The 15,988-nt window shown below is 49.1% G+C and carries 12 protein-coding genes; 7 read left to right on the forward strand and 5 right to left on the reverse strand.

Annotation, left to right across the window (positions count from 1 at the left end):
• Positions 1–32 precede the first annotated feature (32 nt).
• Genes U2F10_RS33905 through U2F10_RS33915 form a run of 3 tightly spaced genes read right to left on the reverse strand, consistent with a single transcriptional unit; the run spans position 33 to position 2,965 of the window.
• Positions 33–1,112: an ABC transporter permease gene (locus tag U2F10_RS33905; RefSeq protein WP_499874608.1), complete on the reverse strand. Its 1,080-nt coding sequence runs from the start codon at positions 1,110–1,112 to the stop codon at positions 33–35.
• Positions 1,113–1,123: 11 nt separating this feature from the next.
• Positions 1,124–1,804 (reverse strand): ABC transporter permease, encoded by a 681-nt coding sequence (locus tag U2F10_RS33910; protein ID WP_499874609.1) that lies wholly within the window; start codon positions 1,802–1,804, stop codon positions 1,124–1,126.
• Positions 1,805–1,825: 21 nt separating this feature from the next.
• Positions 1,826–2,965 carry a betaine/proline/choline family ABC transporter ATP-binding protein gene (locus U2F10_RS33915; RefSeq protein ID WP_499874611.1) on the reverse strand — a complete coding sequence of 380 codons (1,140 nt, stop codon included), beginning with the start codon at positions 2,963–2,965 and terminating at the stop codon, positions 1,826–1,828.
• Positions 2,966–3,746: 781 nt separating this feature from the next.
• Here U2F10_RS33915 and U2F10_RS33920 point away from each other — a divergent pair.
• From U2F10_RS33920 to U2F10_RS33930, 3 genes are read left to right on the forward strand one after another with little or no spacing between them, the layout of a single operon-like run.
• On the forward strand, positions 3,747–4,160 hold the full coding sequence (locus U2F10_RS33920; RefSeq protein ID WP_499874612.1) for a hypothetical protein: 414 nt from the start codon (positions 3,747–3,749) through the stop codon (positions 4,158–4,160).
• Positions 4,138–4,593: a hypothetical protein gene (locus tag U2F10_RS33925; protein WP_163702207.1), complete on the forward strand. Its 456-nt coding sequence runs from the start codon at positions 4,138–4,140 to the stop codon at positions 4,591–4,593. The genes U2F10_RS33920 and U2F10_RS33925 overlap by 23 nt, the downstream gene beginning before the upstream one ends.
• Before the next feature lie 6 nt (positions 4,594–4,599).
• The gene (locus U2F10_RS33930) at positions 4,600–5,382 is read left to right on the forward strand and encodes a hypothetical protein (protein WP_499874614.1); all 783 of its coding nucleotides are present in this window, start codon (positions 4,600–4,602) and stop codon (positions 5,380–5,382) included.
• A 249-nt stretch (positions 5,383–5,631) separates the two neighbouring features.
• Here U2F10_RS33930 and U2F10_RS33935 read toward each other — a convergent pair whose 3' ends face one another.
• On the reverse strand, positions 5,632–8,064 hold the full coding sequence (locus U2F10_RS33935) for a CHAT domain-containing protein (protein ID WP_499874616.1): 2,433 nt from the start codon (positions 8,062–8,064) through the stop codon (positions 5,632–5,634).
• A 318-nt stretch (positions 8,065–8,382) separates the two neighbouring features.
• Here U2F10_RS33935 and U2F10_RS33940 point away from each other — a divergent pair, with 318 nt between their 5' ends.
• The 3 genes from U2F10_RS33940 to U2F10_RS33950 all read left to right on the forward strand — a co-directional run bounded on the left by U2F10_RS33940 (position 8,383) and on the right by U2F10_RS33950 (position 12,514).
• The gene (locus tag U2F10_RS33940) at positions 8,383–9,303 is read left to right on the forward strand and encodes a trypsin-like serine peptidase (protein WP_499874618.1); all 921 of its coding nucleotides are present in this window, start codon (positions 8,383–8,385) and stop codon (positions 9,301–9,303) included.
• Positions 9,304–9,368: 65 nt separating this feature from the next.
• Positions 9,369–11,828: a CHASE2 domain-containing protein gene (locus tag U2F10_RS33945; RefSeq protein WP_499874620.1), complete on the forward strand. Its 2,460-nt coding sequence runs from the start codon at positions 9,369–9,371 to the stop codon at positions 11,826–11,828.
• A complete protein-coding gene (locus U2F10_RS33950) occupies positions 11,825–12,514 on the forward strand; it encodes a hypothetical protein (protein WP_499874621.1) in 690 nt (229 codons plus the stop codon). The genes U2F10_RS33945 and U2F10_RS33950 overlap by 4 nt, the downstream gene beginning before the upstream one ends.
• 69 nt (positions 12,515–12,583) lie before the next feature.
• On the opposite strand, the gene U2F10_RS33955 is transcribed toward U2F10_RS33950, so the two are convergent.
• Complete coding sequence (locus U2F10_RS33955) at positions 12,584–13,588, reverse strand: hypothetical protein (protein WP_499874622.1); 1,005 nt, start codon at positions 13,586–13,588, stop codon at positions 12,584–12,586.
• A gap of 181 nt (positions 13,589–13,769) precedes the next feature.
• Between U2F10_RS33955 and U2F10_RS33960 the strand changes: the two genes are divergently transcribed.
• Positions 13,770–15,956 (forward strand): S8 family peptidase, encoded by a 2,187-nt coding sequence (locus tag U2F10_RS33960; protein ID WP_499874624.1) that lies wholly within the window; start codon positions 13,770–13,772, stop codon positions 15,954–15,956.
• The last annotated feature ends 32 nt before the right edge of the window (positions 15,957–15,988 follow it).

The raw sequence follows: 15,988 nt of genomic DNA on the forward strand, positions 1-15,988 counted from the left end.
GCGAAAATACAAGGGTCAACAAACATCAGGATTTATGGCGATGAAGCCATCCCTCGGAGTTGTTTAGTTCTGGACTGATAATTGCGATAGTTAAGGATACATTCAAATCCAGTGATCACCGCAATGCTCAACGTCGCTAAGAGAAACATTCCCAATCCGATTTGAAGTTGTTCAATAGTGGTTAAGATCCCGATCAACAGCCATATCAACCCAGCAAGTGCTGTTCCGGCAAGGATAAACGAGGTCAGAAAAGAATGATCCTGCGGCTTTCGTCGAGGAAACAATGTTGCAGTTAAACTCAAAAGCAAAACGGGTAGACCAATGGCTCGATACTCAGGGTGGAGACCCGTTAGCACAATAGGATTGCCAGAAACATCAATAGATAATTCCCAGGGTAGCAAAACTCCAAAGATCAGTGGCATCACAACAACAGCTAATAAAACACTCGTAAATCCAGTGGGGGTTTTGGCTATATCCCTTAAGCCCTGAGGTGTGGCCCAAGTCTCTAGGCGACCAAAGGCCTCCTCAAAGTAGAACGCTAATAAGGTCGCAGGCAATGCCCCTGCTAACATAATGTGATCTTTATTCAGGGCATGTCCCCGCAAAATCAAATCTCCTAAACCGCCACCGCCAATAAATGCTGCCAGGGTAGCACTCGCTACGACCACCACAGCTGCGGTTCTCACACCTGCCATAATGATGGGCAACGCAATCGGCAGCTCAAGTTTTAGTAAAATGTGGAGATCTCTCATCCCCATGCCATAGGCCGCTTCTTTGGTATCTGGGTTAACTTGTTCAATGCCAACGGTTGTGTTGAGCAACACAGGTAAGGTACCAATGAATCCCAATGCAACTAAGGTGGGTGGCGTACCAATTCCCAACAATGGTAAGGCAAGCGCCAAAATTGCCAAACTTGGGATGGTACGACCAATTTTACTGATGGTGAGCAAAGGGTCTCGTAACCATCTCACCCGTGAACTCAAGATGCCTAACACCAGGCCTAGGACAATCGAAATGGCCAGCGCAATGAATGTAATCTGCAAATGCTGACTCAATGCAATTGTAAACTCTTGAGACTGACTGACAATGTAATCGAACATTTCCCTCAACATGCGGACTCCTCCTACTGAGTGGCGGAGCCGGGCAAGGCTCGCTCAATGTATCCAATGACCTGATCAAATAAAACAGCAAGGACAGCGGCACCAATCGCGCCAGCCGCAATTTTGTCGTTCCGGGTACCGCCTGCAGAAATCCCTTCAAAAATTAGATTGCCTAGACTAGTTGCTCCAAAAAACGAAGCTAACGTGGCCAAACTAATGGTCGAAACCGTTGCAATGCGGATTCCTGCAAATATGACCGGTAAAGCAAGGGGGAGTTCAACCTTAAGTAAAATACTGCGATCGCGCATGCCCATGCCGCGAGCAGTTTCAATGACAGCGGCATCAACGCCGTCAATACCAACCGCTGTGTTACGGATAATCGCCAGCAAAGAATACAGGGTGAGGGCAATAATCGCCGCCTTAAACCCAATGCCTACCAGCGGCACCAGCATACCAAACATCGCTAAGCTGGGGACGGTATACAACATTCCAGCAAGTTTAATGACCGGATCATAAAGAACGCGTACACGCGTGATTAAAATCCCCAATGGCACACTAATTAGGACAGCAAGCACCAGTGTCACCAATGTGATCAACAGGTGTCCTCCCAAAAAATCTAGCACTCGGTCAGGACGTCCTACACCAGGCAGGTAATACAGCAAACCATCTTTGATACTGACTAGAAAACGAACGAAATTTTCCATTATTACACTGGGGTTAACGGCCTATTTTACGGAGGTAGTCAGAACCTTGGAGCGTTTGATCAGACGCTGGGCATCGTCCGCTGAAACCAGTCCCACTAAGTGGTGCGCGCTGTCAAGCACAGGCAAAAGACTTATCCCATAGCTCAACATTACAGAGAATGCATCTCGCATGGTGGCTTCCTCTTCAGTTGTCGTAATAATCTCATGCACAATCTCATGGGCATATTTACCCGGATGAGCTTGTGCACCGTCAAGGGTGACATAGCCAATAAGCGTTTGAGCATCATCAACGATAAATATGCTATCCAGGTTGTACTGCTGCATGCGAGTGGCCAAATCCGACGCAGACTCATTACATTGACCTTGAATTAGAGTGGTCTGCATCACCTCACCGACACGCACCAGGGTAAGCTTTTTTAAGCCTCGATCTGAACCGACAAAATCTGCAACAAAGCGGTTAGCCGGATTGGACAGAATATTAGTCGGTGTATCAAACTGTTGCAGGACTCCCCCGACTTGCAAAATACAGATAAGCGTTCCCATTTTGAGGGCTTCATTGATGTCGTGAGTAACGAACACAATGGTTTTTTTCAGCTGCTTTTGCAGACGCAGGAATTCGTTTTGCAACCGATCTCGAGTCATGGGGTCAATGGCCCCAAAGGGTTCATCCATCAGCATTACCGGTGGATCAGCCGCCAGTGCTCTTGCCACACCCACGCGCTGACGCTGCCCCCCTGAAAGCTGTCGAGGATAGCGATCGCAAAACTGCGAAGGATCTAGTCCAACAATGTCTAAAAGCTCATTCACACGACGATCAATGCGCCTCTTACTCCAACCCAACATTTGAGGAACAAGGGCAACATTGTCTCGAATTGTGAAATGGGGAAATAGACCGACCTGCTGAATAACGTAACCAATATTACGACGGAGCTCAATCGTATCCTGCTTCAGGATATTGCGTCCCCCAACAAAGATATTGCCACTGGTGGGTTCAATCAGACGGTTGACCATTTTTAGAGCCGTTGTTTTGCCACATCCAGAAGGACCAATGACGACACAGGTTTCGCCTTCAGGCACGGCAATCGTTAACCTCTGAACCGCAGGCTTGCCTGAACTGGGATAGTATTTCGTGACATCATCAAATTGAATCATTGGTATCATTGCATTTACCTGGATTGTGAAAAATCAATACCAGTAGTTGAGAACAGTCATTCTTAAGATTTAGTTCTTCCTATAGTTATTTTTTATAGTGTAATTGTTAGGGATAAGAGCCATACAACAAGTCCATATCCTTGACTGTGTCTCGTCAAGCTACAAAAGACACCTTCTCATCTTTAATGCCACACCACAAGTAATTGGCAAAGATATTGTCAAAGCTTAACCTCAGAAGAATATTAATAATAATTGAATATTTGGCTCTTAAAACACCTTGATTCGAAGGTGTCTGAGCATTCATGAACAACTCCCTTCTAAGCTGATTGGCTCTCTTCAAAAAGATGAACTCACCTAAAAACAATTAATTGGGGTGATATATCTAAATATCAATTTGAGGTCAAGGGCTAAGTTGTTCCATACTACTTTAGTAACATAGATATTACAGAACAACTTTCTCACTAAATCAAGAGTAAACTAACGATTGTTTTTGAGCAAAGAACAACTCCAGTACTCAATTGAGCTGATCATTAATGGTGATAATCACTTTCTGTTATCCCAGTTCTGGGGAGTAGAAAAGAGTTCTTCTATATCAACGACTCTGTTGCATCCACCAGCCCTAGCTGTTGCAAAAATAGTTTTATTTTTTTAACAGCTAATCACCCCTTGTTGCTGCTCCTTTAGAGGCTATTGCACAAAACCTGAACCCTCTAATACATAAGGATTTAGCCATTGTTTCTTGTAGATAAACACGTCTATACTCACATCATCTGGACACAAGGAGTACCCCATGAACCAACGCTCCAAACGACAACCCAAACGACGGCCCAGACAACAACGGCGTTATCGCCTTATCAGCGGTAGCATGCTTATACTCCTAGGTTTCAGCCTTGGTATCGGCCTTCGCTTCCAAGCCAAAGCTGCCTCAGCCAAGAAAGACCTCTGCCAGGATATAATATCCAGCCAAGCCGTTCTCTCACGACAACAACTTACCCAATTGCTCACGATCCCCGAACGAGAAAATCGCCAGGCCATCGAAGCCATTGCAGAAGAGCCTTACTGCACACTAACCACCCTTGAGGTGAGGGCTGGGGTCATCGCTGAACGCACTGCCTATCCCCTGGCATTTGATCCCAATACCTGGTTGGTTGTGCTTTACGAAGAGGAGGAGTATGTCGGCTATGGCTTTAAACTTCAGCACTAAACACATACTAAAAATCACTGGTGGAGCACTGCTCACTCTGCTGACGGCCTGCCAGTCAGATCCCCCAACTCGCAACATTACCATTCAACAAACCTGGGAACTCCAGGTGGGTAATCAGGTAGGAGACTATCGCATTAGTAGCGGTCTTGGGGACGTTACTCTTGAATTGGATGATGATCCAGTGCGGCTACCCTTTGATGGCCAAGTCCAGCCTATGGATCCGCATTGCATTGCGATCACCAGCCCCGAGGTGCCCGCTTATCTGTTTCGACTCTGCGGCATCAATAGCCCCAAGTTAGGGCAAAACAACAAAGGTCACATCATTGGTCGGGCTCAGCAGCTAGTTTTTGCCGCTTTTAGAAAAGAACCTGATGGTACTTGGGCACTGATCGAACCGGCCACTGATCTGATTGAACAATTTCTGACGGAGTAATGCATCATGACCTATCGCTGGTCAGTTCACTGGTCAATTCCTATGGGTATTGTCTTACTGTGGGCCGCTCCGGCTCCAGCCAAAGATATTGCCCTGACATTTGATTCACCAAAGGCTCATCCTCCCCAACAAATCAAAAACACAGACAACAACAACGCAGTTAGTCTCAGCTTTGCGCCCAAGCCTCAAGGGGCACCAGTACCAGTTACCCAGGTTCTCCATACTTTAGACACGTTATTCCACGGCGGGAGCAACTCCTTAGTTGCTCGTGCTGTGGGCAGTGCTGAGGGCACCCGCACCCCCGACGGTGGCTATACCTCTGCTTACTACGGCCATATAGATCCTGGCAACCACAAGTGGAATCTGGGCAGCTTTTCTTATCAGCATGGAGCCAACTCCCCTGGCGAAGCCGATAACAAACAGCTCCAGCGCCTGTACAACCAGGCTATTGAGCTCCGGCAACAGGCTAGTGCACAACAGATCACTCTATCCCTTGCTGAGGAACTCAACGGCATCGATCTAGCTAATCAGGCCCCCTTAGCGGCTCTAGATCGAGGCTATATCAATTGGCTGGCAAAGCTCTACAGACGTGACAACACCAACATCAACCTGCAAACAATGAGTGCAACCGACCGCATTATCTGGGCCAGAACCCATGCATTTCTTGATCCCGATAGCGGTCACTGGAATGCCCCTGGTCTAGGTAACACCCTAAACTCCATCCGCTGGGACCAGGCTAGACGGCAACAGGCTGTGCAACAGGCAATTGAAATGAACTCAAGCAGGTGAGCCACAACATCGCTCACCCCTAACTCTAAATCAACAAACGTTCTGCTGAGGGATGGGAATGGTGAGGGATGGGGTGATGGGGGTGAAGGCTAGGATGTTGATTGGCTATTTCTGGGGTGAGGAGGCTTATGCGATTCTGGGGATATATTCGCTGGATGGCTTGTATATCAAACTATTGGGCACTGTTGTCTCCCCCTTGAGAAAAGGGGACTTCTTAATCTTGTGGAAGTTTAGGTGTAACTGAGCCGATTACAGACTGTTGCCAATCAGGTTAAATCCGGCCCATTCTCTGGGAGTACGATCCTGTTCAATTGCTTGTAACATAGCTTGACGTAGGGCTTGGGCATAAGAAAGATGAGGATTTTTGGTCACTTGTTGATAAAAATCTTGCATCAGGTCCGCTGTTGGGGCATCGGGAACTGCCCATAAAGAAACCATCACCTGCTCTGCTCCGGCTAGCAAAAGAGAACGGGATAACCCAACTACGCCATCGCCCGTAATCTCACCACGCCCAGTATCACAGGCGCTTAACACCACTAGCTCTGCTGATAAGGATAGGTTGGCAATTTCTGTTGCCGTTAGTAAGCCGTCCTGACCATCTCCGGCAGCTAACGCGATCGCACCGGGGACCGTAATCGATTCATCCTCACCAGCGTAATCCAGTAATCCATGGGTCGCTAAATGAATCCATCGGGCATTGGCCAATTGAGGAACTACGGTTGCTTCAGTTGCAGCCTCCCCTAGTAAGGGAGTGGTATTAAGGAGGGGTGCGATCGCAATCGCTTCCTTCTCGGCCCCTGGCAATGGGGCCAGCTCAAACCCTGGCACCTCTGGCATCGTTGGATCACCCACTACAACAGCGCCAGACCCACTGGCAGGTTGAATGAACCCTAAGGCTTGCAAAGAGGGCGCACTGAGTAGGGTATGGTGCTCAATAAGATAGCGATTATCATCATCCAGTAAGGCTGCAAACGGCACCAGCAACAAACTTTCCTGGGGAATAACCACAACTGGCTCAGTGGGGTCTGGGGGTAAATGCTGGACAATGGGAGCTATTAATATATCGTGGAGCTGGCGTAATGAGTTACCTTGTTGTTCCGGATCAAACGTAGAAACAACCTTAATGCCACCCCGACCCAGTACACCCAAGTCTGAACGAGCATCAGCCACCAAATCACCCAGGGCAGGATAGTCTGTCAGGTCAACCTGCTCAAACTGAATCTCTCCGGTGGGTTGTACCACCCAGATGAGGAGCTCCATAGGCTGATTTTGCAGTTGATTATCCCGTCGCTGGGGTGCAAAAATCTCTTGGTTATCAACAATGAGGGCATATTCTACTACCGTAATTTGCTGCTCTTGGGCAATTCGTTTAAGACCTGCCAGGGTGGGCTTTGGTTGGGCAGGTGTTGGGTTCTCTTTTGCCAGCTGTTCAACAAAGGAGCGGGCGCGCCCTTGTTCAGTCACTTCCAGGGCTAACTCAGGCTGGCCTTGGGCAACAAATACCTGCTGCAGGGTGCGATAGGTTAATACCTGGGTATCAAACAGCTGAATCCGACTTTGATCATCGGTCCCCAGGGTAGAGCGTTGGTCTTCCCACAAACGAATGGCTTGTTGTAGGTAGATAGCAGCTTCGTCCAGACGGTCATCAAGAAAGGCCACATTACCCAGATTATTGAGGGTTTGGGCAGTCCCTAACAGACTACCTGCCGCCTGTTCCGCCTGTAGCCGCTGTTGCAGCAGGTCGGTGGCTTGGCCATAGTTACCCAGGGTGGCATGGGCTAACCCCAGGGTGCCTAGAACATTGCCAATGAGGGTCGGATCACCCGTTGCTTGGGCTAGTGTTAGCGCCTGGGGCAAGGTTTCTAGAGCGATCTCGGGTTGTTTTAGCGCCAGCTGGGTTTCACCAACGTTGGCCCGTCCTATGGCTTGAAAATAGGGATCTTCTAATGCTTCTGCCAGGGTGACAACCTGTTGATGATACGTCAGGGCTTGGGGATAGTCTCCCTGGAAGAAGTAGGCGATGCCCAGACTTTGGGCAGCCTGTATTTGGAGGCTTGGATTTTGGGTTAACGTTGCCACCTCCTCCAACTCCTGTGCCGTATTCAACAGACGATCATAATTGCCTAGAACAGAATAGGTGACTGCCAGCAAACTCAGGGCCCTAGCCTGGTTCAGCGGGTCTGTTTGAGAAAGGGCCAAACTCTGCTGCAAATAGGTCTCAGCCACATCAAACTGCTCGGCCTGCACTGCGGCACTGCCTAGATTGCCGAATGCCTGGGCTGTGAGCGATGGATCACCTAGCTGTTGGGCGACATTGAGCTGTTGCTGGTAGTGGGTGATGGCAGCGGTATAGTCAGCGGCACTAAAGGCTACCAATCCTTGTTGACCATAGATCAAAGCCAGGGTTTGCCAGATCAACGATAGAGAAGCCGTGTCATTAATCTGTTGGTAGAGACTGAGGGCGGTTTGGAGAGAGTCAATAGCATCGTCTAAACGGTTTTCACCATAGGCGGTGACACCTGTCTGGAGTAAACCATCAGCTTGGTCTTTTAGCTCTTGAGAAGAAGCTGTTTGGGCGAGGGTTGATCGTACGCTATTTACAGCAGGTGTACTACTGGCAGTAACGCTGCTAGGGATAAATAGCAGCAGGCAGGATAGGAGCAGACAATAACGGTGGAGCATAGGGCACTGGCATTAATGCGGACACCTCTGGGGCAAACGTTATTTTTAGCTAGGCCGTCAAATTAAGTCTAACTAATTTAATATCAATCATTACCATAGATTGAGAGTCGCTTTAGATCGCAGTCTTTCCATTGATATATGGTCATTTTGTAACTGTTGTCAGCATCCTTCTGCTATCTGAATGAAATCTTAAAATTACAGCTCGTTCGAATAACCTGGGTGCATCGAGCGGTAACGATAGATGTAGTGCAAAGAGTGCATCAACGGATCACCACATTGCAATTGACTTCGTTTATCAGATTGATTTTAGACTAACCCATGAAGAAATTAGTGTTCTCTTCTATCGTTGGCATTGGTATTCTTTTTACCAGTGGATTGAACTGGCGACAGCTACAGTCTGCTAAGGCAGATGTAACGATTCGGCGTTCAGCCCCTACATTCACCCTTGACCCCAGCGAACTTGATCTTTCCACATCGGCGTTTGTGCCCGATAATCTGCCCATTTCTAATGAACCTGACGGCGGTCGTGGCATCATTGGCCCTGATGACCGTACTGAGGTGCGCCTACGCGCCTACCCTTGGACAGCCATTGGCCGTTTAGATGGCATGACCCAGGACGGTGGCCGCTACCATTGCACCGCCACCCTAATTGATGTCGATATTATTCTGACTAATTCTCACTGTGTCATTGACCCTGAAACCAGTCAATTTGCTGCTCGGCTAGTCTTTTCACCGAATGTTATCGATGGCACCGTTAGTTCCCCCCTAGACCGTACAGAGGTCATTGACGGGCTGCTCGGTACAGAATTTCAAGACCGTAGTGATCCCCCCCATGAGGATGATTGGGCCATTCTAAAACTCAATAAATCCCTTGGGGAACAGTTTGGGACTATTCCTTTAAAGGCGATCGATACCCAAACCCTTGTGCAAGGGACCTACCGTAATAACCTGATCATGGTGGGTTACTCCGGTGACTACCCTGCAGTACTTCCCGGTCTCACTGCCGCCGCCCATATTGGCTGTAGTATCACCGCTGAGGCGGAGGAAGTGATTTATCACATTTGTGATACCTATGGTGGTTCTTCAGGTGGCCCGCTTTTAGCTAAGGATGGTGAAGACTATAGCATTGTCGGTTTGAATGCCGCCGCTCAGCTAGATCGTGAGGAGCGTGGAGTCGTTAACTATGGTGTCAAAATCTCTCGTATTCTTGATCGCTTTCCTCAGCTAACAAGTCGATAAAAATAGCCAGCCATTTACTCGGTGCCACTCACTCGGTGCCACTCACTCGGTGCAATTTAATCTATATGGATCAAACCTATCGCCTTGTTGTTACCCATGTGCAGCAGATCTGTCTCTTTGATCTGACCTGGGGCGATGGCATGCAGCTTACCGCCCAGGTGCCCTATCCTGAAGAACTCACCCTATTACACCAACGCTGGCAGCGGGCTTACTACAATTTCTATCGTGCCTTGCAGAAGGCCGATGCAGTGGGTGAGTCATCGGCAATGCGGGGACGAACGGGGGCTGTGGGGCAAGTGCCTGTCGCCCAAACCGACTTGCGAAGTCAGCTGGGTCAGGCTGAAGTACGCCTATTGACGGTGTTTCAAAGTTGGCTGGAACGGCGTGAGTTAATTGGCATTCGTGAACAGTTGAATCGGCGTGGAGAGGGACTCCAACGTGGGGTTACGTTGTACATTACCTGTGCTGCTAAGGAGCTGCGACGATTGCCATGGGAGACCTGGGAGCTAGCCCGAGGTTTTGGTCAAGGGCCACCCATGCGGATTACACGGCTGCCTGCCAATATTTCTGTGGCGGCAAACCCACCGAAGAAGCAACGGCGTAAAGCACGTGCTCTGGTGATCATTGGTGATGATTCGGGACTGGATTTTAAGCAGGATTTAGATGCTATTGATCGGTTGAAAACACTGGTAACTATTCAAAAAATTGGCTGGCAGCTGGGGCAGAAAACAAATACTCTGATTGATCAGGTGCGAGATGTAATTCGTGACCCAGAGGGGTGGGATATGCTGTTCTTCTTTGGCCATAGCAATGAAATGGCTGAACTCGGGGGAGAGATTGCGATCGCACCCAAAACCACAATCTCCATGCGCGACCTGGAATCTGATCTCACGGAAGCTAAACGCAACGGCCTCCAGTTTGCCCTGTTTAACTCCTGCAAAGGCTTAGACATCGCTGATCGGCTAGTGGCGCTGGGGCTAAACCAGGTAGCCATCATGCGAGAGCCGATCCACAATGAAGTCGCTCAATACTTTCTATTACAGTTTTTACAACAGTTATCCCAATATGCCGATGTGCATACAGCTCTACAGGAAGCAACAAAGGCACTGAAAGCTGAAAAGACAATGGCCTATCCATCGGCCTATTTAGTGCCCTCTTTATTTAGCCACCGGGGTGCGCAGCTATTTCGACTCCAGCCAGTGGGTTGGCAAGCTAAGCTAACAGAACTATGGCCCAGTCGAAAACAGGGGATGGCGCTGGGTGCGATCGCAATTCTCTCATTGCTGCCGCCGGTGCGAGATAGGCTGATGGCGGGTCGCCTATGGACCCAGGCAGTTGCTCGTCAGATAACAACTCAACCTCTCCAGGCAGATGTTTCTCCCCCCGTGCTGTTGGTCCATGTGGATGAAACATCCATTGCCAAAGGGATTCCTGACGGTGATGCCAACCCCATCAATCGAGCCTACTTAGCTAAGCTACTAGACCGGATTGTTGAGTTAGATAGTCAGATTATTGGTATTGATTATCTGTTAGATCGGCGTCAGGATGAGAATAATGCCCGCTTGACAAAAACCCTGGAGAAAGCAGTCAATGAGGGTAACTGGCTAGTGCTGGCCAGTGATTTGCTAGATAAGCAAGAGATTGGCCCTTCAGAAGGGTTGGCTCATCCGGCATGGAGCATGCAGGGGTTGACTAAGGCTCCGGCTTCCTGGCACCTAAAAGCACTACAAATCGGTCAAGATTGCCACAGCCGTTGTCCTTTCAGTTACCTTCTGGCAATTACCCATGCAGCAAGGGAGACCCCAGCTGGCAAAAGCCTGACCCCCTCCTTAGACAGAACCAACAATCTGCGTAAAGAATTATTTGAGACGCTTGTAAAAGACAATAATTCTCAAGTCTTATATCAGCTATTGAACTATCGCCTGTCACCGATTTTAAGTCTGTCTCGGTGGATAGAACAACGCTGGTTCCATCCTATTTTAGATTTTTCAATGCCGCTCAGTCATATTTATGATCGCATACCAGCCCATGCGTTATTAGAAGAGGATATACAAGATTTATCTGCTCAATATGACTGGCAAAACCAAATTGTATTAATCGGTTCTGGTGGCTACAACGAGGCGGGTATAGGCTCTGAAAGTGACTATGTGCCGAATCCACCAGCCATTCAATTTTGGCGAGACCAAACCCAGGACTTGAGCAGTCGATTCACAGGGGTAGAAGCTCATTCGTATATGATTCATCATTTTTTAAATCAGCACTGGATGATACCGATTCCTGTTTTGTGGATGGTAGGAATTGGCACCATTGTAGGTGCGATGTCTGCTCTAGCTATGCAACGGGATCAGCAGTTACGACGCTATCGCTGGCTAGGGCTCATAGGTTTCAGTGTCGGATATGGGCTATTCGGGATTGTCGTGTATGGTGCAGCCTCGATTGTTTTGCCCTGGCTACTGCCTACGGCCACTGTGTGGGTATATCACATACCCGGTTTGCAACGTTGTAATCAGGAGAAAAATCTATGACGATTCACTTCAAGACCATGGAGCGCATGGGGTTGGTTAGTGTTGTTACCCTATGCCTGGGGTTGGGATCAAATGCTAGCGCCCAAAACTCCTCTAGCGATTTACGCAGCCGCTTAACTAATATTTGGAGCCGTATTGTTAGGGATGATGAGGACAGGGAAAGAAGTTTGGTGTCACGGGGACCGCTATGTGTGCTCTCACCCACCCATCTGGGTGCAAATACTCCTGAGATCTGGCATGATCAGCCTGTGATTGTTTGGCAACCTGGGGCAGTGGCTAAAGTCTCTCTAGCGGTTGACTCAAAGAGTCCTTTTTGGGAATACACACCATCTGCTGATGAAACCCATGTCATTTATGATGGTGACCCCTTAGAACCCGGAGAAACCTATACGTTAGGAATATATGCCATTGAGAACGCAGATCCTACCTTAATTCCTAACTTTCAAATGGTCTCAGATGAGACACGGACATTAATTAGCAATGACTTGGAGAGTTTTTCTAGCCCGAATGAGTCAACGGTGTCTAATGCTGAGTGGACTGCGATTCAGCAGACTGAGTATTTTGTGGAGCATAATTTTCCCTACGATGCAATTCAAGCTCTCTTTAGTGTAAGTGAGCCCTCTGCTGAGCTGTTGGGAATCCAAGAAAAGATGATTGAGAAGGTGTGCACCTCTTCTCAAGATTAGGGCACGCTTATATTCAACAGAGCGGTGCGCACTAACCAGTATTATCTGATTAGTGCGCACCTGATTTTTCTAACGCTTTTTCTTAAACCCAAGTAATCCCAACCCAAAGAACAAAATTATCATCACCATCCCTGGTTCAGGCACACTGACTACCTTGTCAGATGGGTCTGTTGGATGATGCGGAGGGCGACTACGAGCAGATGTCGGAGGTATATCCCTACCTTCAGGCAAGAACTCTTTGCCTAAACGTGGTTGGGGAGACAGGTCTGGCGGTAGCTCCTCTGGGTCAAAACTGATAACGGGTGTTTCAGGCGTTGTTTCCACCTCATCCTCAGGAAACTGAAAATTAAACTCAGGCTCGTCAGGTTTCTTTTCTGACTCTACTACTGCTGGATAAGGCTGTTGCCGTAAGACTGGAGTCTTTGGCAACATCTTAGGTGTGGGAAGCTGTATTGGGTTATCTGGAACTGTTGGTACAATTGGCTCCGGGGGCTGTCTCGGAGCATCAGGTACAGTGGCATCTATGGGTATTGGCTCAGGTCCTTCTGGTAGTGGACCGGGTCCTTTAATGGAGGGCCGATCTGGATTAGTCAGAATGATCGGGCGTTCAGGACTGTTGCGAAAATAAGGTGACACTGTCACCTGGGGGGTAACCTCCAGACTGGGGGCAACGTCAAAGTTCGTATTGAGTTCAGGATGAAACTCAATTGTAGGCGAGACGGTAATCTCTGGGTTAAGTTCAGGATTGAAGTTCAGTTCAGGAGAAAAAATCATCCTAGGATCAACCATGACCGGAGTTGTTACCGTGATGTCAGGATCTACAGATACCGTAGGCAGTTCAATATTAATGTTAGGAATCTGGCTATCGGGACGAAAATCAGGAACAGGTTTATCCAGAGGCTGAGACTCATCGGGTAGGTGAAAGATATTGGTATTGAACCAATTGTTAAACATGTCAAAGACATAGGTATTGCCGGACAGCAAAATGAAACTTAAACTGCCAGCGGCGGATAGTGCGATCGCAGGTAACCCATATTGGAGTAGCTGCCGCAGCACGATTTGAGCTTTGGGCATGGGAGTCTCCTCATTGAAGAATCAGGGACTGAATAGCTGCTACGAGCCACTCAGCAAGGGTTACTTCTTCGTTGTTAAAGCTTATTCACACTTGAGAACATTGTGGATCAGTGAAGTGGATCAGTGAATAAGTCCCTTCAGCTCAGAAGTAACGACGGAGAGTGGATTGAGGATTGACTGAATGCTAAAGCAATTACTTCCCTGGATTCTGATGGCAACGGGTGCGTTTACAGGGGTAACCCAACCAGCGGCAATGGCAAATAATCAGCCCATACTTGCCCAAAATCCAACGCTCACTGCGGATCAAGCGGATCAAGAAGAACAGCTATCCTACACCTTCTATGGCCAACAAGTTCCCCTGGTGGAACGTTCAGATCAAATTGCGGTGGAGTTGAAGCCTGTTCCCTCCTTTACCCGTGACCTTAATGAACCGGCCTATTTACGGCTACAGCGAGACCTGACAGCGGCCACTAGCTTTAGTCGAGAGGCACATAAAGCGGATGTCACCGTGAAACCCCTGGGGGAACGCTATGCCCTGGTGGAACTGCCCCATGGGCTGGATGAACAATGGGCACAGCGGCTGAATCAAGCCTATGTGCAGGCCACCCTACCGGTGCTGAGTCGGGAGAATATGACTGAATCCATTGTGGTCACCCAGGAAATAGTGGTGAGTTTTGAACCGGGCATTGCTGATGAAACGGTCCGCCGTTTGTTGGCCCAATATGGTGTAGACGTATTGCGATCGCTACGATTTAGTGAAGGACGCTACCTGGTGCGGGCCAATAATGTGTCAGGCACAGCAGTGCTGGCAGCAGCCAACCAGCTAAGGACTTTACCCAACGTTCAATCGGCCACGCCAAATTTTGTTCAGTCCATCCCGTTTGATGTATCCACATTGGATATTCTCTCTATGGGCGACCCCCAACGCACCAATGGTCCAGAAAATGTATCTAATGTATCTGCGGCCCATGAGACGTCCCCATTTCCTAACTCATTGTTGCCATTGCAGTGGCATTTAAACAGTCGGGCTGTGCGGCCTCGCCCCTACCCACGGGTAGACGTGCGGGCAGTTGAGGCTTGGGAGACCACCCAGGGAGAAAATGTGGTGGTAGCCGTTATCGATAGCCTGATCCAGTGGGACCATCCTGATCTGGTGGACCGAGTGTATACGGTACCAGAGACTATAGCAGACCGGCTGCCAGACGAAGAATATGGTTGGGATTTCTCAAATAAAGAAATAACCTGTGCAGGGAGTGAAAACTGTGCTCTAGGAGATGCCGATACCCGCATTAATGAAGAGGAGTTGGCCTATCTGAGACCCCATTTTCAGCGCACATTTACATTAGGGGCTGCGGATCTGTTGGCAGCCTATCCAAACCTGGCGCAACAGATTGCTAGGGTCATGCCCACCGCCTCAGAAAAACAACAGGCAGACGTTCTGCGGCGGATTATTCAGTTAGAGATTGGCAATGAGTTTCATGGTACCTGGTCAGCTGGGATAATTGCGGCAAATCCTGCGGACCGTCAGGGAGTAGTCGGTGTTGCCCCTGAGGCACAGTTTTTGCCAGTGCGCGTATTTGGCCTGGGGGGAGAGATTACTGTAGCGGCACTGATTGAGGCCATGGGTTATGCAGCAGCAAGAGATGTGGATGTGATTAACCTGAGCCTGGGGGGGTTGTTACCGGACCAGGAGCTTAGCGATCAAATATTTCAGATACTGGATGCACATCCAGCCATGGTGATTGTCGCTTCGGCGGGAAATAGCCAGCTGGATGGAGTATCTTTTCCGGCAGCGTTGCCAGGCGTAATTTCGGTGGGGGCAACAAATGTGCGGGGGAACCGCAGCTATTACAGCAGCTATGGAGCGGGACTGGATGTGGTAGCCCCCGGTGGTGAGACAAACCGTGAGCAGGCGGGCGGTATTTTGACGGTTGGGGGTACCTGGGTGCCTGGTTTTTGGCAGGGTATGGAGCCACCACAGACGAGTTGGGGCTTGACGTTAGATCCGTTGGGACAATATGTGCAGGTACAGGGGACGTCGTTTTCGGCCCCGGTGGTGAGTGGGGTACTGGCGTTGATGCGCTCGGTGGATGGGGCGCAGCAGTTGAGTCGAGATGAGCTGGGGGCAATTTTGGGGCAGACGGCGAATTATGGGCCGTTGGCACTGAGTCAGGCGGATCAGAATCGGTATCGGCTACAGGCGGCAGCTGGATTTGGTACAGCAGTCGATTTTCCATTTGTGCGACCTTCGGGCATTAGTGGCCCGGTGGAGGCCATTGCACCGGAAGTGTATTTCTTTGGGCAGGGGCTGGTGGATGCTGTGGAAGCAGTTGAGACCGTGATGGAGGTGGTTGAGAAGAAAAGTTAATAGTTGGTTGAGTTTTTGGGTGGGTGGGGGTC

This window comes from Leptothoe sp. EHU-05/26/07-4 (assembly GCF_043421015.1).
Classification (GTDB): Bacteria; Cyanobacteriota; Cyanobacteriia; order Phormidesmidales; family Phormidesmidaceae; genus Leptothoe; species Leptothoe turfae.